Source organism: Pseudomonas citronellolis (genome assembly GCF_029335315.1).
GTDB lineage: Bacteria > Pseudomonadota > Gammaproteobacteria > Pseudomonadales > Pseudomonadaceae > Pseudomonas > Pseudomonas citronellolis_A.
Genome location: NZ_JARJLT010000348.1, coordinates 1 through 18607 on the forward strand (window position 1 = coordinate 1; position 18607 = coordinate 18607).

At 67.9% G+C, this 18607-nt stretch carries 21 protein-coding genes and 1 tRNA gene; 11 read left to right on the forward strand and 11 right to left on the reverse strand.

What is annotated here, in order from left to right; genetic code table 11:
- Positions 1-312: 312 nt before the first annotated feature.
- Positions 313-648, reverse strand: a complete 336-nt coding sequence (locus P3W75_RS26430; RefSeq protein ID WP_276230276.1) for a hypothetical protein — start codon at positions 646-648, stop codon at positions 313-315.
- Between the two features lie 145 nt (positions 649-793).
- Between P3W75_RS26430 and P3W75_RS26435 the strand changes: the two genes are divergently transcribed.
- The gene (locus P3W75_RS26435) at positions 794-1510 is read left to right on the forward strand and encodes an endonuclease I family protein (RefSeq protein WP_276230277.1); all 717 of its coding nucleotides are present in this window, start codon (positions 794-796) and stop codon (positions 1508-1510) included.
- Between the two features lie 91 nt (positions 1511-1601).
- Positions 1602-2108: a DUF1993 domain-containing protein gene (locus P3W75_RS26440; RefSeq protein WP_276230278.1), complete on the forward strand. Its 507-nt coding sequence runs from the start codon at positions 1602-1604 to the stop codon at positions 2106-2108.
- A gap of 42 nt (positions 2109-2150) precedes the next feature.
- Here P3W75_RS26440 and P3W75_RS26445 read toward each other — a convergent pair whose 3' ends face one another.
- Entirely contained in the window at positions 2151-2624 is a 474-nt protein-coding gene (locus P3W75_RS26445) for an Lrp/AsnC family transcriptional regulator (RefSeq protein WP_276230279.1), read from the reverse strand.
- Between the two features lie 129 nt (positions 2625-2753).
- Between P3W75_RS26445 and P3W75_RS26450 the strand changes: the two genes are divergently transcribed.
- The gene (locus P3W75_RS26450) at positions 2754-3107 is read left to right on the forward strand and encodes a hypothetical protein (protein ID WP_276230280.1); all 354 of its coding nucleotides are present in this window, start codon (positions 2754-2756) and stop codon (positions 3105-3107) included.
- A gap of 140 nt (positions 3108-3247) precedes the next feature.
- Positions 3248-4252, forward strand: coding sequence for a bile acid:sodium symporter family protein (locus P3W75_RS26455; protein ID WP_276230281.1), 1005 nt, complete (start codon positions 3248-3250; stop codon positions 4250-4252).
- A gap of 77 nt (positions 4253-4329) precedes the next feature.
- Here P3W75_RS26455 and gorA read toward each other — a convergent pair whose 3' ends face one another.
- Positions 4330-5685 carry a glutathione-disulfide reductase gene (gorA, locus tag P3W75_RS26460; protein WP_276230282.1) on the reverse strand — a complete coding sequence of 452 codons (1356 nt, stop codon included), beginning with the start codon at positions 5683-5685 and terminating at the stop codon, positions 4330-4332.
- Between the two features lie 83 nt (positions 5686-5768).
- Between gorA and P3W75_RS26465 the strand changes: the two genes are divergently transcribed.
- Positions 5769-6200 (forward strand): VOC family protein, encoded by a 432-nt coding sequence (locus P3W75_RS26465; RefSeq protein ID WP_276230283.1) that lies wholly within the window; start codon positions 5769-5771, stop codon positions 6198-6200.
- Positions 6201-6360: 160 nt separating this feature from the next.
- On the opposite strand, the gene galU is transcribed toward P3W75_RS26465, so the two are convergent.
- The gene (gene galU / locus P3W75_RS26470; RefSeq protein ID WP_009619948.1) at positions 6361-7200 is read right to left on the reverse strand and encodes a UTP--glucose-1-phosphate uridylyltransferase GalU; all 840 of its coding nucleotides are present in this window, start codon (positions 7198-7200) and stop codon (positions 6361-6363) included.
- Positions 7201-7615: 415 nt separating this feature from the next.
- Here galU and imuA point away from each other — a divergent pair, with 415 nt between their 5' ends.
- The 3 genes from imuA to P3W75_RS26485 are packed head-to-tail and all read left to right on the forward strand — an operon-like array spanning position 7616 to position 12731.
- Entirely contained in the window at positions 7616-8233 is a 618-nt protein-coding gene (gene imuA, locus P3W75_RS26475) for a translesion DNA synthesis-associated protein ImuA (protein WP_276230284.1), read from the forward strand.
- Positions 8234-8241: 8 nt separating this feature from the next.
- Complete coding sequence (locus P3W75_RS26480; RefSeq protein ID WP_276230285.1) at positions 8242-9657, forward strand: Y-family DNA polymerase; 1416 nt, start codon at positions 8242-8244, stop codon at positions 9655-9657.
- A complete protein-coding gene (locus P3W75_RS26485; protein ID WP_276230286.1) occupies positions 9654-12731 on the forward strand; it encodes an error-prone DNA polymerase in 3078 nt (1025 codons plus the stop codon). Before P3W75_RS26480 ends, P3W75_RS26485 begins: the two co-directional genes overlap by 4 nt.
- Positions 12732-12735: 4 nt before the next feature.
- Here the strand turns inward: P3W75_RS26485 and P3W75_RS26490 are convergent, their stop codons facing one another.
- On the reverse strand, positions 12736-13113 hold the full coding sequence (locus tag P3W75_RS26490) for a LexA family protein (protein ID WP_276230287.1): 378 nt from the start codon (positions 13111-13113) through the stop codon (positions 12736-12738).
- Between the two features lie 143 nt (positions 13114-13256).
- On the opposite strand from P3W75_RS26490, the gene P3W75_RS26495 reads away from it, so the two are divergent.
- The gene (locus P3W75_RS26495; RefSeq protein ID WP_276230288.1) at positions 13257-13487 is read left to right on the forward strand and encodes a hypothetical protein; all 231 of its coding nucleotides are present in this window, start codon (positions 13257-13259) and stop codon (positions 13485-13487) included.
- A gap of 93 nt (positions 13488-13580) precedes the next feature.
- On the opposite strand, the gene P3W75_RS26500 is transcribed toward P3W75_RS26495, so the two are convergent.
- Positions 13581-13796: a hypothetical protein gene (locus tag P3W75_RS26500; RefSeq protein ID WP_276230289.1), complete on the reverse strand. Its 216-nt coding sequence runs from the start codon at positions 13794-13796 to the stop codon at positions 13581-13583.
- A gap of 294 nt (positions 13797-14090) precedes the next feature.
- Positions 14091-14176, reverse strand: a tRNA-Leu gene (locus P3W75_RS26505).
- A gap of 415 nt (positions 14177-14591) precedes the next feature.
- On the opposite strand from P3W75_RS26505, the gene P3W75_RS26510 reads away from it, so the two are divergent.
- The gene (locus P3W75_RS26510; RefSeq protein WP_276230290.1) at positions 14592-15011 is read left to right on the forward strand and encodes a LytR/AlgR family response regulator transcription factor; all 420 of its coding nucleotides are present in this window, start codon (positions 14592-14594) and stop codon (positions 15009-15011) included.
- Positions 15012-15307: 296 nt separating this feature from the next.
- On the opposite strand, the gene P3W75_RS26515 is transcribed toward P3W75_RS26510, so the two are convergent.
- Positions 15308-15430 (reverse strand): hypothetical protein, encoded by a 123-nt coding sequence (locus P3W75_RS26515; protein ID WP_276230291.1) that lies wholly within the window; start codon positions 15428-15430, stop codon positions 15308-15310.
- A gap of 284 nt (positions 15431-15714) precedes the next feature.
- Here P3W75_RS26515 and P3W75_RS26520 point away from each other — a divergent pair, with 284 nt between their 5' ends.
- Positions 15715-16062, forward strand: a complete 348-nt coding sequence (locus P3W75_RS26520; protein WP_276230292.1) for a bacteriocin — start codon at positions 15715-15717, stop codon at positions 16060-16062.
- A 295-nt stretch (positions 16063-16357) separates the two neighbouring features.
- Here the strand turns inward: P3W75_RS26520 and P3W75_RS26525 are convergent, their stop codons facing one another.
- The 3 genes from P3W75_RS26525 to P3W75_RS26535 all read right to left on the reverse strand — a co-directional run.
- Positions 16358-16789 carry a lipocalin-like domain-containing protein gene (locus P3W75_RS26525; protein ID WP_276230293.1) on the reverse strand — a complete coding sequence of 144 codons (432 nt, stop codon included), beginning with the start codon at positions 16787-16789 and terminating at the stop codon, positions 16358-16360.
- Positions 16786-17649, reverse strand: a complete 864-nt coding sequence (locus P3W75_RS26530; RefSeq protein ID WP_276230294.1) for an alpha/beta fold hydrolase — start codon at positions 17647-17649, stop codon at positions 16786-16788. The genes P3W75_RS26525 and P3W75_RS26530 overlap by 4 nt, the downstream gene beginning before the upstream one ends.
- A partial coding sequence (locus P3W75_RS26535) for a VOC family protein (RefSeq protein WP_276230295.1) occupies positions 17646-18607 on the reverse strand: 962 nt, incomplete at its 5' end. The genes P3W75_RS26530 and P3W75_RS26535, both read right to left, overlap by 4 nt.

Sequence of the window (18607 nt, forward strand, 5' to 3'; positions counted from 1 at the left end):
TCAACAATCGCGGGCATGGCCCGCTCCTGCGGGTAGGTCGCGGCGTAGGGCGAATAACCGTTCGCGGTTATCCGCCGTCGGGAGATTCGGCGGATAACGCCTGGGGCGTTATGCGCCCTACGCCGACCCGAACCTTGCGCTTCAACAATCGCGGGCGTGGCCCACTCCTACGCGTATGCCTCGACGTAGGGCGCATAACCGTTCGCGGTTATCCGCCGTCGCGGGTGATGGCCCGTTCTCGTAGGATGGTGTTGAGCGAAGCGATACCCATCACCCCCGCCTCCGGCCACCAGACCGGCCCCACCATCACGCTCAGGGATAGGACTGGCGCTGGCTGTTCGAGCGGGTGCTGCCCGGCGTCACCTGGAACTGCACGCCGTTGGGGTACTCGATGCTCTGGCGAATGCCGCCATTGGTACCGGCGCCGGTGTTGTCGATGATCACCGTGCTCGAGCCCTGCTCGTAGCTGCGCGGAACCTGCGCACCGCCGTAGCCGTCATAGCGCTGCACGCTCGACGAGCTGTCGATGCTGCCGCTGGCGCCGGGGCTGACGTAGATGCGTTCGATGCTCTGCATCGGCGGCTGCCCGGCCAGGACCGAGGCTGCCGCCAGGCTGGCGAGCAGGCCACAAAGAATTCGACCGTTCATGCTGGCGAAACCTCTCGCTGGCGTAGGAATATCCCAGTCTACCAACTCTGAATACCTACGCACCTGTTCCGATGCCATTCGATTGCCACGATTGGCAGAACGTTTCATATCAGTAAGATGCGACGATTTCTGAAAGAAGTTTCTAATGAAAATTCGTCGCGCCGTCCTACTGCTCCTGCTCGCAGTCCTGCCCCTGTCCGCCTCCGCCGCCGCGCCACGCACCTTCCAGGAAGCCAAGAAGATCGGCTGGAAACTCTATGCCCGGCAATCGGTGGAGTTCTATTGCGGTTGCCGCTACAAGGGCAACCGCGTCGACCTGGCCAGCTGTGGCTACGTGCCGCGCAAGAACGCCAAGCGCGCCGAGCGCATCGAGTGGGAGCACATCGTCCCGGCCTGGACCATCGGCCACCAGCGCCAGTGCTGGCAGAGCGGCGGGCGCAGCAACTGCTCGCGGCACGACCCGGTGTACCAGCGCGCCGAGGCCGACCTGTTCAACCTGGTGCCGAGCATTGGCGAGGTCAACGGCGACCGCAACAACTTCAGCTACGGCTGGCTGCCGCAACAGCCACCGCAGTATGGGGCTTGCCCGATGGTGGTCGACTTCAAGGCGAAGAAGGCCATGCCGCGCCCGCAGATCCGCGGAATGATCGCGCGCACCTACTTCTACATGAGCGACCGCTACGGCCTGAAACTGTCCCGCCAGGACCGCCAGCTGTTCGAGGCCTGGAGCAAGCAGTACCCGGTGGAAACCTGGGAACGTCAGCGTAACCAGATGGTCGGCTGCGTGATGGGCTGGAGCAACCCCTACGTCGGCAAGGTCGACCTGCAGGGCTGCGGCGCGGCCAGCGTCGCCGGCCGTTGAAATCCAGGCGACGGCCGTCGCGCCTGGCAGTAGACTCGCCGGGCGCGCCTCAACGCGCAGGCCTCTTACCCCACTGTCTGGAGTACCTCGCATGTCCCTGTCGATCTACCAGATTTCCGTTCCGGTGTTCATCCGCATGCTCGGCAACCTCTCGGCCATCCTGGCCAAGGCCGACGCCCACGCCCAGGCCAAATCCATCGACCCGGCCGTGCTGCTCGGCGCGCGCCTGGCCCCGGACATGTTCCCGCTCAGCCGCCAGGTACAGATCGCCAGCGACGCCGCCAAGGGCTGCGGCGCACGCCTGGCCGGCATCGAGATTCCCAGCTTCGCCGACGACGAGAAGAGCTTCGCCGACCTGCAGGCACGCATCACCAAGACCATCGACTTCCTCAAGGGCCTGAAGCCCGAGCAGTTCGAAGGCGCCGAAACCCGCGAGATCACCATCAAGACCCCGAGCCGCGAGCTGCACTTCAAGGGCCTGGACTTCCTGCTCGGCTTCGCCAACGCCAACTTCTACTTCCACGTCACCACCACCTACGCCATCCTCCGCCACAACGGCGTGGAACTGGGCAAGATGGACTTCCTCGGCGGCGCCTGAGCCCGCTCCGGGTGCCGGCCGCGCCGGCACCCTTCTCCCTCGCTAGCGGCCCGGCAACGGCAGGCTGGTGGTCGACTTGATCTCCGACAGGGCGACGATGGAGTTGATCTCCTGGATGCCCGGCACCTGCGACAGGCGCTCGAAGAAGAAGCGTTCGTAGGCCTCGATGTCCTCGGTGACGATGCGCAGCATGAAGTCCACCGCGCCCATCAGCACATGACACTCCAGCACTTCGGGAAACTCGCGGATGGCCTCGGCGAACTCCGTGAGGTTGTTGCGCCCGTGGGTGTTCAGCTTCACCTGGGCGAAGATCTGCGCGTTCAGGCCGATCTTCTTGCGATCCAGCAGGGTCACCTGGCCACGGATCACCCCCTCTTCCTTCAGGCGCTGGATGCGCCGCCAGCAGGGCGACTGCGACAGGCCGATACGCTCGGCGATCTCGGCGGTGGAGAGGGTCGCCTCTTCCTGCAGCAAGGCCAGAATGCGCTTGTCATGGGCGTCCAGCTCGACGGGCATGATCTATTCCTCAAAACAAATACAAGCGAATAGCTTATGCGCAGAAGGCGCCTTACGCAGTTACTTTTGCAAAGCAAAACCCCGAGCGTCCCCGGACAATGGGCCACCCCCCCTTGCCGGTCCGCCACCATGAACCAAGCCCTGTCCCTGCCTTGCTCCGCTTCCACCCTGCCCGTCGCGCTGCTCGACGATAACGCCGGCGAACGCCCCGACGGCTGGACCCGGCGCCCCGCCGACGCCCTGCGCGAGGCGCGCTTCGCCATCCACGCCGAAGCCGAGGCCGACGTGCTGTGCAAGCTGCTCAACCTGTTCGCCCTGCAGGGCTGGCTGCTGGCGGAAGTCCATGCGCGCCAGGAGGGCGAATGGCTGCAGGTGAGCCTGCGGGTGCCGGGCATGCCGGTGCAGCGCGCCGAGGTCATGGCCGCGCGCATGCGCTCGCTGGTCAGTGTCGCGGCGGTGGAATTGGACTTCGGCGCTATCTGAAGGCGAAATCTGTCCGTTCGGCGACATAGGCTGGCTTTCTGGCGTTAGACGGAAGGCCGGCGCGGGCATAGAGTCGCAACTGTCACCCGTCCGCCAGAGACGGCGACCCCCGACTTCGTTCCTTGCCCGAGATGATCGCCATGGCTCGTCCCCGTCTGCTCCCCGACAACTTCACCCTGGCCCTGGTCGCCACCGTGACCGTCGCCAGCCTGCTGCCCTGCGAGGGCCAGGTGGCCACCGCGTTCAGCTGGATCACCAACCTGGCCATCGGCCTGCTGTTCTTCCTGCACGGCGCCAAGCTGTCGCGCCAGGCGATCATCGCCGGCGCCACCCACTGGCGCCTGCACCTGCTGGTGTTCGCCTGCACCTTCATCCTCTTCCCGATCCTCGGCCTGGTGCTCAAGCCGGTGCTGTCGCCGCTGGTGACCCCGGACCTGTACCTGGGCCTGCTGTACCTGTGCGCGCTACCGGCCACCGTGCAGTCGTCCATCGCCTTCACCTCGCTGGCCCGTGGCAACATCCCGGCGGCGGTGTGCAGCGCCTCGGCCTCCAGCCTGATCGGCATCTTCCTCACCCCGCTGCTGGTCCAGCTGCTGCTGGGCGTGCACGGCGACACCGGCGTCTCCACCCTCGACGCCATCGGCAAGATCACCCTGCAACTGCTGGTGCCCTTCATCGCCGGCCAGGCCCTGCGCGGCGTGATCGGTGGCTGGGTGGACCGGCACAAGCCGGTGCTGCGCTACGTCGACCAGGGTTCGATCCTGCTGGTGGTCTACACCGCCTTCAGCGCCGCGGTGATCCAGGGCCTGTGGCACCAGGTTCCGCTGAGCGCCCTCGCCGGCCTGGTGGTGGTGTGCTGCGTGCTGCTGGCCCTGGCCCTGCTGGCCACCACCCAGCTGAGCCGGCGCCTGGGCTTCAACAAGGAAGACGAGATCACCATCGTCTTCTGCGGCTCGAAGAAGAGCCTGGCCACCGGCGTGCCCATGGCCCAGGTGCTGTTCGCCACCGGCAGCATCGGCGTGATCCTGCTGCCGCTGATGCTCTTCCACCAGATCCAGCTGATGGTCTGCGCGGTGCTCGCCCAGCGCTACGCCAAGCGTCAGCAGGAGCAGGCCACGGCGGCGCAGGTCGCGCAGTCGCGCTGAACCTTCGCGCGTGCAAAAAGCCCGGCGATGCCGGGCTTTTCGTTTGCCATGCGGAATCGAATCCGCGCTGAAGCGGGCTATGCCACCGGCGAGCGCATGGTGACGAATTCCTCGGCCGCCGTCGGGTGGATGCCGATGGTGTCGTCGAACACCCGCTTGGTCGCCCCGGCCTTCAGCGCGATGGCGATGCCCTGGAGGATTTCGCCGGCCTCCGGGCCGACCATGTGGCAGCCCAGCACGCGGTCGCTGTCGGCGTCGACCACCAGCTTCATCAGGGTTCGTTCCTGGGACTCGGTGAGAGTCAGCTTGAGCGCGCGGAAGCGGCTCTCGAACAGCTTGACCTTGTGCCCGGCGGCGCGCGCCTCGTCCTCGGTCAGACCGACGGTGCCGATGTTCGGCAGGCTGAACACCGCGGTGGGAATCAGCTTGTAGTCCACCGGCCGGTATTCCTCGGGTCGGAACAGCTGGCGCGCCACGGCCATGCCCTCGGCCAGGGCCACCGGGGTCAGCTGCACGCGGCCGATGACGTCGCCGATGGCGCGGATCGACGGCTCGCTGGTGCGGTAGTCCTCATCGACCTTGATGAAGCCCTTGTCGTCCAGGGCCACGTCGACGTTCTCCAGGCCCAGGTTGTCGAGCATCGGCCGGCGCCCGGTGGCGTAGAACACGCTGTCGGTCTCCAGCACGCGGCCATCCTTGAGGGTGGCCAGCAGGCTGCCGTCGGCCTGCTTGTCGATGCGCGCGATGTCGGCGTTGAACTGCAGGTCCATGCCTTTCTTCGCCAGTTCGTCGCGCAGGTGCTCGCGCACGCTGCGGTCGAAACCGCGCAGGAACAGGTCACGGCGGTACAGCAGGGTGGTCTGCGCGCCCAGGCCGAGGAAGATCGAGGCGAACTCCACGGCGATGTAGCCGCCACCCACCACCAGCACGCGGCGCGGCAGGCGCTCCAGGAAGAAGGCTTCCTGGGAGGTGATGGCGTGCTCCTTGCCGGGGATGTCCGGCACCTGCGGCCAGCCGCCGGTGGCCACCAGGATATTGGCGGCGCTGAAGCGCTGGCCGTCGAGTTCCACGGTGTGGGCGTCGACCAGGCGCGCGTGGCCTTCCAGCAGGGTCACCCCGCTGTTCACCAGCAGGTTGCGGTAGATGCCGTTGAGGCGGTGGATCTCGCGGTTCTTGTTGGCGATCAGGGTCGGCCAGTCGAAGCGCGCCTCGCCGAGGGTCCAGCCGAAGCCGGCGGCCTGCTCGAAGTCTTCGTGGAAGTGCGCGCCGTACACCAGCAGCTTCTTCGGCACGCAGCCGACGTTGACGCAGGTGCCGCCCAGGTAGCGGCTCTCGGCCACCGCCACGCGCGCGCCGAAACCGGCGGCGAAACGCGCGGCGCGCACGCCGCCGGAACCGGCACCTATAACGAAGAGGTCGAAATCGAAGGCCATAGCCGTTCTCCATTGGCAGATGCCCGGCAGCATACCTCATCGCCGCTGGCCTATCCTGCCAGGAGCGAGAGGAGGAAGCCGTCATGCGCCCAAGCCTGACCCACCTGGCCCTGCACGTCCCCGACCTGGAAGCCTGCGTCGCCTTCTACGAGCGTTTCTGCGGCATGCGCGTGATCCACCAGCGCGAGGGCAAGGGCTCGCGCATCGTGTGGATGGCCGAGCCGGGCAAGGAACACCAGTTCATCTTCGTCATCATGCCCGGCGGCGCGGACCGCCACCTGGCCAGCGACGACTACAGCCACTTCGGCTTCGCCGTGGACAGCCACGAGAAGGTCGACGCCATCGCCGCCGAGGCCGAGCGCGCCGGCTGCCTGATCTGGGCGCCGCGCCAGGAGCCCTACCCGGTCGGCTACTACTGCGGCCTGCGTGATCCGGCGGGCAACTACGTCGAGTTCAGCTATGGCCAACCCCTGGGGCCGGGCTCGGAGGCGATGCCGATTCCGCCGTCGCTGTAGGGCGCATAACGCCCCCGGCGTGATCCGCCGCTCTCACCATGCAACGGCGGATAACCGCGAACGGTTATCCGCCCTGCGATTGAGCACGGATCGGGCGAACGCCGGAAACGAAGAAGCCACCCGCAGGTGGCTTCTTCGTGGAACCGGGAAGGCGCTGGGATTACCAGGCCTTGCCGGTCTTGTAGAGGTTTTCGTAGCAGAAGTTGGTCGCCTCGATGTAGCCCTCGGCGCTACCGCAGTCGAAACGCTTGCCCTTGAACTTGTAGGCCAGCACGCAGCCGTCCTGGGCCTGTTTCATCAGGGCGTCGGTGATCTGGATTTCGCCACCCTTGCCCGGCTCGGTCTGCTCGATCAGCTCGAAGATATCCGGGGTCAGGATGTAGCGACCGATGATCGCCAGGTTCGACGGCGCTTCTTCGGGCTTGGGCTTCTCGACCATGTTGTTCACGCGGTAGATGTCGTCGCGGATCATCTCGCCGGCGATCACGCCGTACTTGTTGGTCTCTTCCGGCGGCACTTCCTGGATCGCCACGATGGAGCAGCGGAACTGGTTGTACAGCTTGACCATCTGCTTCAGGACGCTGTCGCCTTCGAGGTTCAGGCACAGGTCGTCGGCCAGGACCACGGCGAAGGGTTCGTCGCCGATCAGCGGACGGCCGGTGAGGATGGCGTGGCCCAGGCCCTTCATTTCGATCTGACGGGTGTAGGAGAAGGTGCACTCATCGATCAGGCGACGGATACCGACCAGGTACTTTTCCTTGTCGGTGTTGCGAATCTGGGTTTCCAGCTCGTAGCTGATGTCGAAATGGTCTTCCAGCGAGCGCTTGCCGCGGCCGGTGACAATGCCGATCTCCGACAGTCCGGCTTCCAGCGCCTCTTCGACGCCGTACTGGATCAGCGGCTTGTTGACGATCGGCAGCATTTCCTTGGGCATGGCCTTGGTGGCCGGGAGGAAGCGGGTGCCGTAACCGGCAGCCGGGAACAGACATTTCTTGATCATGGGGGTCCTTCGACAGGAACGGGGGTATGAATGGCGCGCAGTCTAATGAGGCCGCGTGACGCTTACAATGCCTGCACCACGCTCCCGCACGCCGGGCGTGCGAGCCGTGATCCGGCGGGCGACGGGTAGTCAGACAGCGGTCGCCACGACGAGTTCGACCAGTAATAGCAAAAAGTCAGTACAGGCGCCCGTGCAGTCCGTCAGGCTTTGTACGAAAAGTCTGGCATTCGTCGCCTTTCCCGATGCTGACCTGGCTCAGCCAAAGCCTTGCCAGCAGCGCCCCGGAGAGCCGACGGGCAGCGTCCCGAAGCGACTTGACCCGTTCACCTCACCGCCGGATACTGTATTTTCATACAGTATTTTCGGACAACATCTTGAGCCGCTTCCCTCCCTTTCTTCTTAGCCGGGCCTCGCCATGGGCGTCGCGGTAGACCTCGGCGCGCTGCTCGACCAGCGCCGGGTCTGGAAAGGCCAGCCCGATACCACGCCGGCCGCCGCCCAGCCCACCGGTCACCCGCGCCTGGACGCCCTGCTGCCCGGCGGCGGCTGGCCGGAGGCGGCGCTCAGCGAAATCCTCCACGCCAGTGAAGGCGTCGGTGAACTGCGCCTGCTGTGGCCAACCCTGGCGCGCCTGAGCGCCGCCGGCGAACGCCTGGTGCTGGTGGCGCCGCCGCACATCCCCTATCCGCGCGCCTGGCTGGCGGCGGGCGTCGACCTGGCGCAGCTGACCTGGGTCGAGGCCCAGGGCCGCGACGCGCTCTGGGCCGCCGAACAGTGCCTGCGCTCGGGCAGCTGCGGCGCCGTGCTGTGCTGGCCGCAGCAGGCCGACGACCGCGCCCTGCGGCGCCTGCAGGTGGCGGCGGAAAGCGGCCAGACCCTGGCCTTCGCCTTCCGCCCGCTGCGCGAGGCGCTCAACCCCTCGCCCGCCGCCCTGCGCCTGGCCCTCGACGCCCGACCAGCGCAGCTGCGCGTGCTCAAGTGCCGTGGTGGCCTGGCCCCGGCCACCGCGCTGCCGCTGACGGCGCTGCACTAGGGGTCGCCATGCTCTGGGCCTGCATCCTCCTGCCGCAACTGGCCATGGACGCCGCGCTACGCCTGCGCGCCGACCCCGACACAGCCCTGGCGCTGCTCGCCGGCCCGGCGCAGCGGCGCGTGCTGCAGGCGGTCAACCCGGCGGCCCGGCAACTCGGCCTGCGCGCCGGGCAGAGCCTGGCCGCGGCGCGCGCGCTGAGCCGCGAGTTCGCCTGCGCCGAGTACGACCAGGCGGCCGTCCAGCGCAACCAGGACCTGCTCGCCGCCTGGGCCTACGGCTTCAGCTCCCAGGTCAGCCAGCACTACCCGCGCGCCCTGCTGCTGGAGGTGCATTCCAGCCTGGCGTTGTTCGGCCCCTGGCCACGCTTCGAGGCGCGCCTGCGCGAGGAACTGCGGGCGCTGGGCTTCCGCCACCGGATCGGCGCGGCGCCCAACCCGGCCGCCGCGCGGGTGCTGGTCAACGCCGGCGACGGCCTGCTGATCGACGATCCACGACAGCTGCGCGAGCAGCTCGGGCGCCTGCCCCTGGAGCGCTGCGGCCTGCCCCCGGAGCATGTCGCCAGCCTGGCGCGCATGGGCCTGCGCAGCCTGCGCCAGCTCCTCGCCCTGCCCCGCGACGGCCTGGCCCGGCGCTTCCCGGCGGAGCTGCTGCGGCAGGTCGACTGCCTGCTCGGGCAGCGCCCCCTGGGCCTGGAGTTCTACCGGCCGCCGGAACGCTTCGACAGCCGCATCGAGCTGAACTTCGACGTCGAGTCGACCCAGGCCCTGCTGTTCCCGCTGCGCCGCCTGACCGGCGACCTGGCCGCCTTCCTCGCCGGGCGCGACAGCGGCGTGCAGCGTTTCGAGCTGTGCCTGGAGCACCATGGCCTGGCCGAGACGCGCATGCCGGTCGGCCTGCTCGCCGCCGAACGCGACCCGGCCATGCTCTTCGAACTCAGCCGCGGCCGCCTGGAGCAGCTGCAACTGCCCGGCGCCGTGCATGCCGTGCGCCTGGAAGCCGACCAGCTGCCGCCCTTCGCCCCCGAGCTGCGCCAGCTGTTCGACGAACGCCCGCAGCAGAACCAGCCCTGGGAGCAACTGCGCGAACGCCTGCGCGCCCGCCTGGGCGACGACGCCGTGCACGGCCTGGGCGCCCTCGCCGAGCACCGCCCGGAGCGCGCCTGGCAGCCCGCCACTATCCTCCGCCCGGCGCCCCTGCCGCCCTGCGGGCCGCGCCCGGGCTGGCTGCTGGCGCAACCCCAGGCGCTGCGCGAAGGCCCGCTGCGGATACTCGCCGGGCCCGAGCGCATCGAATCCGGCTGGTGGGACGGCGGCGACCTGCGCCGCGATTACTACCACGTGGAAACCCGCGCCGGGCAACAGGCCTGGATCTACCGCGAGGTCGGTGGCGAGGGGCAGTGGCTGCTCCATGGCTGGTTCGCATGAGCCCCGCCTACGCCGAACTGCACTGCCTATCGAACTTCAGCTTCCAGCGCGGCGCCTCCAGCGCCCGCGAGCTGTTCGAGCGCGCCGCGCGCCTGGGCTACCAGGCCCTGGCGATCACCGACGAGTGCAGCCTGGCGGGCATCGTCCGCGCCTGGCAGGCGGCGCAGGAGTTCAAGGTGGCGCTGATCGTCGGCAGCGAGGTGCAGGTCGAGCACGGCCCCAAGCTGGTCCTGCTGGCCGAGAACCTGCGCGGCTACCAGCACCTCTGCCGGCTCCTCACCCACGCCCGGCGCCGCGCCGACAAGGGCAGCTACCGCCTGCTGCGCGAGGACCTGCAGGCGCCACTGGACGGCCTGCTGGCGATCTGGCTCGGCGAACCGCCGACCGAGGCCGACGGCGCCTGGCTGCGCGAGCGCTTTCCTGAACGTCTCTGGCTCGGCGTCGAGCTGCATCGGGGGCCCGACGACCAGCAGCGCCTGCACGCCCTGCTGGCCCTGGCCGAGCGCCAGGGCATTCCCGCCGTGGCCTGCGGCGACGTGCACATGCACGCCCGTGGCCGCCGCGCCCTGCAGGATTGCATGACCGCCATCCGCCAGCACCTGCCGGTGAGCGAGGCCGGCGCCTGGCTGTTTCCCAATGGCGAGCGCCACCTGCGCCCGCGCGAAGCGCTGGCCGAGCGGTACCCGCCGCAGCTGCTGGAGGAGACCCTGCGCATCGCCGGACGCTGCAGCTTCGACCTGAAACGGGATCTGCGTTACCAGTATCCGCGTGAACTGGTACCCGACGGGCACACGCCGCGCTCCTGGCTATGCCAGATGACCTATGACGGTATTCGCAAACGCTGGCCGAACGGCGCGCGGAAAAAGATCCTGAAACGCATCGGCAAGGAACTGGTGCTGATCGCCGAACTGGGGTACGAGAACTACTTTCTCACGGTCCATGACATCGTTCGTTTCGCCCGCAGCCAGGGCATCCTCTGCCAGGGCCGCGGCTCGGCCGCCAACTCCTCGGTGTGCTTCGCCCTGGGCATCACCGAACTGGACCCGGCCCGTAGCAAGCTGCTGTTCGGCCGTTTCATCTCACGCGAACGCGACGAGCCGCCGGACATAGACGTCGACTTCGAGCACGATCGCCGCGAAGAAGTCATCCAGTACGTATTCAACCGCTATGGCCGCCACCGTGCGGCGCTCACCGCCGTCGTCAGTACCTATCGCTCCGCCGGCGCCATTCGCGACATCGCCAAGGCCCTGGGGCTGCCGCCCGACCAGATCGACGCCCTGGCCGAATGCTGTGGTCGCTGGAGCGAACAGACGCCCCCCGAAGCGCAACTCGCCGAAGCCGGTTTCGACCCGCAAAGCCCGATCATGCGCAGGGTACTGGCGCTGACCGGCGAGCTGATCGGTTTTCCCCGGCACCTGTCGCAGCACCCCGGCGGCTTCGTCATCTCAGAGCAGCCCTTGGCCAGCCTGGTGCCGGTCGAGAACGCCTCCATGCCCGAACGCACCGTGATCCAGTGGGACAAGGACGATATCGATGCGGTGGGCCTTCTCAAGGTCGACGTGCTCGCCCTGGGCATGCTCAGCGCGCTGCGCCGCTGCTTCGACCTGGTACATGGCCTGCGCGGCAAGGCGCTGAGCATTGCCAGCATCCCTCCCGAGGACCCAGCCACCTACGCCATGATCAGTCGCGCCGATGTCATGGGCGTGTTCCAGATCGAATCCCGCGCCCAGATGGCCATGCTGCCGCGCCTGCGGCCCCGGACCTTCTACGACCTGGTGATCGAGGTCGCCATCGTCCGCCCTGGCCCGATCCAGGGCGACATGGTCCATCCCTACCTGCGGCGGCGTAACGGTGAAGAGCCGATCACCTACCCCTCGGCAGCGCTGGAGCAGGTATTCAGGCGCACCCTGGGCGTGCCGCTGTTCCAGGAGCAGGTCATGGAAGTCGCCGTGGTGGCCGCCGACTACACCGCCGGCGAAGCCGACCACCTACGCCGCTCCATGGCCGCCTGGAAACGCCATGGCGGCCTGGAACCCCATCGCCAACGCCTGACCGAGGGCATGCTGAAGAACGGCTACAGCGCCGAATTCGCCGCGCGCATCTTCGAGCAGATCAAGGGCTTCGGCAGCTACGGCTTCCCCGAATCCCACGCCGCCAGCTTCGCCCTGCTCACCTACGCCAGCAGCTGGCTGAAATGCCACGAACCGGCGGCCTTCGCCTGCGCCCTGATCAACAGCTGGCCGATGGGTTTCTACAGCCCCGACCAGTTGCTGCAGGACGCGCGCCGCCACGGCCTGGCGGTGCGCCCGGTGGACGTGCGCTACAGCCAGTGGGATTGCAGCCTGGAGGACGCCGGCGCGGAGCAGCCGGCGATCCGCCTGGGGCTGCGGCTGGTCAAGGGCTTCCGCGAGGACGTGGCGCGGCGCATCGTCGAGGCCCGCGAGCGGCGGGCCTTCGATGGCGTCGACGACCTCAGCCTGCGCGCCGACCTGGACGCCGCCGCCCGCGAGCGCCTGGCCGACACCGGCGCCCTGCGCGGCCTGGCCGGGCACCGTCACAAGGCGCGCTGGGCGGTGGCCGGGGTGGAGCCGCAACTGCCGCTGTTCGCCGGTGCGCCAGACGCGCCGGAGGCCACGGTGAGCCTGCCGCTGCCCAGCGTCGCCGAGGAGATGCTCACCGACTACGCCAGCTTCGGCACCACCCTCGGCCCGCACCCGCTGAGCCTGCTGCGCAGCCAGTTGAAAGCGCTGCGCTGCCGCAGCTCGCGCGAGTTGCCCGGGCTTGAACATGATCGGCCAGTGAGCGTGGCCGGGCTGGTGATCGGCCGGCAGCGTCCGCAGACCGCCAGCGGGGTGACCTTCGTCACCCTGGAGGACGAGTTCGGCCTGGTCAACGTGGTGGTCTGGCGCGACCTGGCCGAGCGCCAGCGGCGGACCTTCCTGCAGGCGCAACTGCTGCAGGTGCGCGGCCGACTGGAAAGCGAGAGCGGCGTGCGCCATGTGATCGCCGAGCAACTCGTCGACCTGACGCCGTTGCTCAGCGGCCTGGACGTGCGCAGCCGCGACTTCCGCTAGGCGCTCAGCTGGCCAGGCGGTGCAGGTTCCAACGCACCACGCCCCAGATCGCCAGCTCGTCGCCCTCGGCGATGAGAATCGGCGGGTAACGGTCGTTGGCCGGCAACAGCGCGTAGGCGCCGTCGACGATGTCCAGGCGGCGGATCAGCGGCTCGCCGTTCACCGCCGCCACCACCACTTCGCCGGAGCAGGCGAGCAGCGCGCGGTCGACCACCAGCAGGTCGTTGTCGTGGATGCCGGCGCCGGTCATACCATCGCCATGTGCGCGGACTATGTAGGTATGGGCGGTGTGCAGTTCGAGCAGGTCGTCCAGCGAGCGCGGTTGCGCGTGAAGGAATGCCGACGGCTCGATGGCGGAGGACAGGGAAGCGGCATGCGACATGGCGGGGCACCCTCGATATACTGTATATCCATACAGATACCAGAAAAACCCGGAACCCGGCAAGCCCTCAAAGGCTCAATGGGTGAATGGCGGCAAGCGCCCTGGCGTGGTCTATCCTTCGGATGGGGGCGAGGAGTTTCAGCATGAATCCTGGCACGTTCGTCACACTCATGATCCTCGGCTGGCTGCTGCTGGCGGGGGTCACACTCTGGGCCTTCATGCGCGTACCCATGCGCCGGGCCCGGTTGCAGCAGCGCAGCCACGGCGAAGCCGAGGCCGCCCACGTCGAGCCGTTGCCGCAGGCGCCGGCGACGCCGGGCGAAGTGGTGGCCCGCAAGCGCCACGGCGGCTGGCTGGCCTGGAGTCATCGCTGAGGCCAGCCGCGCGCTGCGTCTCGGCATAGCGCCCGGCCGCGAGCCCGGCGCCCTACCCTGCGGTTCTACCCTTTCATTGCCGTCACTGGCGCCTCAGGCCAGGCGAATGGCCGCGCCCGAGACGTCGTCGCGCAGCGCGCGCAGCTCGGCGGCGTCCTGGTTCAGCTGGTGGATGGCCTTGAGCAGGCGCTGCCGCAACAGTTCGTCCGGCACCTGCTCGACGGCGCGCATCACCTCGATGGCGGTGGCTTCGTTATTGCTGGCGACCGAGTCCAGCACCTTGCGGATGTTTCGGGTTGCACGTTGCACGTCAGGTCCTCATGACAAAGTGCGAGCACCCTAGGACAACAATATTTCTCAAAGATTTCAGCGAGTTAGATTCTGACCAATGGTCAGCGCCAAGCACCCGCCACGCAGCCCGCGCAGGGCCTGCGCCCTGACCGGGTTCCGCGACCGAACGCCGCGTCGGCAAAAACCGGGCTGACGGCAGCCGGGAAAGGTCGTTCCGTCCACTGAATCGGTAGCGAGGAAAAGTCGGCATCGACGCACCGCTACACAGCGGCTCGGCAGTTGCGCGGGATGGCGCAGCGTCATGCGGGGAGATGGTGCTCGGAGCGGGACTCGAACCCGCAAGACCAGAGGCCGGCGCATTTTAAGTGCGCTGTGTCTACCAATTTCACCATCCGAGCAGGATGTCCGGCGCCCCTGGCGAGGGTCCGCGTGGCGCGGGCCGGGCGATCGGAAGGGGCGAGACTATACCGGCGCGGTCATGGGAAGTCCATGGCCGTAAGCGTTTGATGGCGCTGCCGATTCCGCTCGCCGACAGGCGCTCCCCAGGCCCCTCCTACCTCACGACTAGTCGTAATTAACGGCTTTTTGCCACTACCGTTTCCACCTATTCTGCCCACGCACCGGACGCAGGGATGTCAGGCCGGTGTCTGGCCGCATGCCCGCAGCTGCGGCCGGCTTCCTTCTCGCCCTGCGCCGTCCGGCGCAAGGCAAATTGTGAACTAAATCACATAACCGTCGAAAAACCGGCACAGAGCCATCATCGGTACAAGAATTTGACGTCTAGTGGTGCAAATCGTCAAAAGGAGAGGTCCGATGAGGCAACGTATTGCCACTCGCGTGGGCCGCTCCCTGGTTGTGGTCGAAACCAGGGACATCACGCATTTCAGCGCGGAAGAAAAGTATGTGACGGCCTTCACCGCCAAGGGGCGCATCCATTTCGACGCCACCCTGAAGCTGCTCGAGGTGGAGTTCGCCGAGGATTTCGTGCGCATTCACCGTAGCCACCTGGTACGCCGCAGCCTGGTCAGCAACCTGCGCTGGAACGCCTATGCCGCCAGCATCTGCGTCGCCGGCACGGACATCCGCCTGCCACTGAGCCGGCAGCGGGTCGGGGCGATCCGCCAGATGCTGCAGAGCCAGGGCGCGGGCACCGTAGTCGGCACCATCGTCCAGCCCATGCCGCTGAACCTGGCGTCGACGCCTCCCAGCGGGCCCCTGCACGCCCTGCGCTGACGGAAGGTGGAATTCGCGGCATGAATGCAATATCAAAGTAACATCACCACGCTAAACTGAGGACAGGCTGACGGACCAGCCCCCATCGGTAGTACGAAAAAGCCCCGCCTTATCGGCGGGGCTTTTTCGTTTGCGCCCGGGCGGCAGGCGCGACCATTACATCCGTTCGCGGATGTATGTTTATTTCCGGCGCCACTAATGGCACTATGCCTCGCCCTCTTGCTGAGGACATGGCCGGCCTAGCACGGACGCGACGGCCAGCCTCTACCGCTCTAGCTCGGCCATCCCCGGAATGCCTAGCGCACAGGCAACCATCCGGGCACCGCGAATTCGGCGGGAAGCAACAGGTAGGCGAGCAGGTAGCAGGCGATGAAGCAGCAGGCGGCGGCCACGACGAGCCAGTATTCGAAGCGCGACATCCCTCATCCTTGAGTGCGCAGGTGCAGGCGATCAGTATGACAGGTCCGGCCAATTGATATCAATTGGCCACTATCCTGTCCTGAATCGCCATCCCGGCCGATCAGCCGGACGCAACCATCACGCCAGGCACAAATTTTCCCAAGGGACCCGGGAACCGGCACCGGGTCGGCCGGTCTGACTTCGCCAGCGAATTCACACTTCGGATCGACGACAGATTCGTACGGTTTACTTGACCACCCCGAGCGGCAAGAATTGCCGCCCCTTCACCTTCGAGGTTAGCAACATGCGTAAAGCACTCCCCGTCCTGGCCCTGAGCCTGCTCTTCGCCCAAGCCGCCATGGCCGGCAGCGGCACCCAGGCGGCAGTCGGCGGCGGCCTGGGCGGCGCCCTGGGCAACGTCATCGGCCAGCAAATGGGCGGCAGCACCGGCGCCGCGATCGGTGCCGGCGTCGGCGGCGCCGCGGGTGGTGCGGTCACCGCCAAGAAAGGCAAGAAGACCAAGGCGGCCATCGGTGGCGGCCTGGGCGCGGCCGGCGGTTCGCTGCTCGGCAACAAGCTGGGCGGCAGCACCGGCGCGGCCATCGGCGCCGGCCTGGGCGGCGCGGCCGGTGGCGCCATCGGCGGCAAGTGAGTTCGCGCAGCGTTGAATGAAAAAGCCCCGTGGGTTCGCACCCACGGGGCTTTTTCTTTATCGAGCCGACGGGCTCGTGGTCACCAGCCGGGCACCCGGTGCAAGCCCGGCCCGACCAGGAAGCTCAGCAGGTAGCTCGACAGCACCAGCACACTGAACCCCACCAGCAGAACACTCTTCATCCTGGACACCGCTTCCTCCCTGAACTGCGATTGCGCGCTGAGAATACCCAGGCGTCCAGGCGCTGTAACGGTGTTTCGGGTAACGCTGCGGATACAGTTCCGCGCGGCCAGGCTCAGCCCTGCGCCTGGCGACGCCAGCTCAGGCGCGCGGTGCGGGCCTCGCTGGTGCCCTCCTCCAGGCGCGCGGTGAGCGCCAGTTCGTCGCCTTCGAGGATCGCCACGCGGCGCTGGGTGCCGCCCACCCAGTTGGGGAACAGGCTGTAACGCACGTGGTGGAGGATCACCTCGCCCTGCACGTCGTAGCCGCCGGCGTAGGTCAGGTAGCTGGCGTAGGCGCCGGCCTGCTCGGCCTCGTCGGCGGACCACTGGCCGCCGCTGGCGAAGTCCGCCCGGCCGGCCTTGGCCACCACGCAGAACATGCCGTGCGGGCCGTACTCGATGAAGCCCTCAAGCGCGGTGCCCATGGGGTGGACCACGCGGCCGTCGTCGTAGATCTGTTCCCAGGACAGGATGTCCCAGCGGCCCTGGATGCTCGCCTTGTTCATGCGGTGGCCCTCGGTGTGGCGGGAAGGAGGAAGTCGGAAACCAGGCGGGCGAAGGATTCCGCGCGCTCGATCTGTACCCAGTGGCCGCACTCGCCGAACACGTGCAGCTGGGCGTGGGGAATCAGCCGCAGCAGGCGCTCGGAGACTTCCAGGGGAATCACCTGGTCGTCGCGGCCGTGGATGATCAGGGTGTCCTGGCGCAGTTCGCGCAGCGCCGCCTCGGGCAGCGCCAGCATGTCCACGCCGCGTTGGCGCGGCGCCGGGAACAGCCGCGAAAAGCGCTCCTGGACGTCGTCGCGGATGCTCGCCTGGTAGCGCATGGCGACCAGGTCGTCGGTGATCAGGCAGCGGTTGTAGGCGAACACGCCCATCAGCTCGCGCATGGCCTGCAACGACGGCTGGTAGCCCCAGACCTTCTCCAGCCCGGCGCTGATCGGGAACGACAGGCCCACCGCGCCCATCAGCACCAGCTTGCGCACCCGCTGCGGGTAGCGCTGGGCCAGGGCCAGCGCGATGGCGCCGCCGAAGGAGTTGCCGACCACCGACACCGATTGGATGCCCAGCGCGTCGAGCAGGCCGACCAGTTGCGCGACCCAGGCGTCCGGGTCCAGCACCAGGTCGCGCGGGCAGCGGGTGTAGCCGAAGCCGAGCATGTCCGGGGCCAGCACCCGCGCGTGCTGCGCCAGCACCGGCAGCACGCCGCGCCAGTTGGCCCAGGCGGTGACACCGGGGCCGGAGCCGTGGATCAGCAGGATCGGCTCGCCCTGCCCCTGGTCGTGGTAGTTGATGCGCCAGTCGCCCAGTTCCAGGCTGCGGCCGATTTCCGGCGAGACGTCGCCGACGGGGGTTGCTGCGTTCATGGGTTGGCTTTCCTGTTCTGCGAATCGGTCACCACCGGCACGCGCACGCCCTTGCGCGCCAGGGTCTTGAGAATCTGCCGGGCTTCCTCGCGCTTGGCCGGTGGCAACCAGGTGCGGTCGTGGCCCCACAGGCTCATGCCTTCGAGTTCTTCCACCTGCCAGTCGGGGCCGATGGTGCGGGCGGCCCAGCCCAGTTCGAGCATCCAGCCGTCGGGGTTCTTCAGGTAGAAGGAGGTGACGTGGTCGTTGATGTGCCGGCCGAGGGTCACGCCGATGCTCTCGGGGTTCTCCAGGGCGATGTCGTAGGCCCGGCCGAGGTCGTCGAAGTCGCGGTATTCCAGCATCAGGTGGTAGATCTTCGCCGGCCCGCCGGTGTGCGCGATGCCCAGGGTGTGGTGGCGCGGGTTGACGTGGAGGAACTCGACGCGGAACGGCGCGTGGGCGCGGTCGCTGACGCGGAAGCCGAGCACCTCCTTGTACAGCCGGCACATTTCCTCGAAGTGCTCGGTGATCAGCGCGACGTGGCCGATGCCCATCTCGCCGGTGCGGAAGCCGCCCAGCGGGCGCCCCGGCTGGAACGGCGTGGCCGCTTCGCGCAGGCCCCAGGCCACTTCGATGCGGCGGCCATCCGGGTCGCGGAACCAGAGGAAGTCGGCGACGCCGCGCAGCTCGCTGTCCGCGCCGGCGCCGGGCTCGACCGGGAAGCCGGCCGCGGCCAGCGCGGCGCCGAGCGCCGCCAGTTCCGCGGCGCTGGCCACCTCGAAGCCCATGATCATGTCCGCCCGCTCGGCGCTCAGCAGCAGCAGGCGCTGGTATTTCTCGTCCATGCGCAGGCGCGCGCCCCGCCCCTGCGGCAGCGGCTCGACGTGCAGGCCGACCTGTTCGCCGGCCATGCGCGTCCAGGCCTCCAGGTGCGGGGTGTGCGCCACCACGTAGCTCAATGCGTGAATCATTCTCG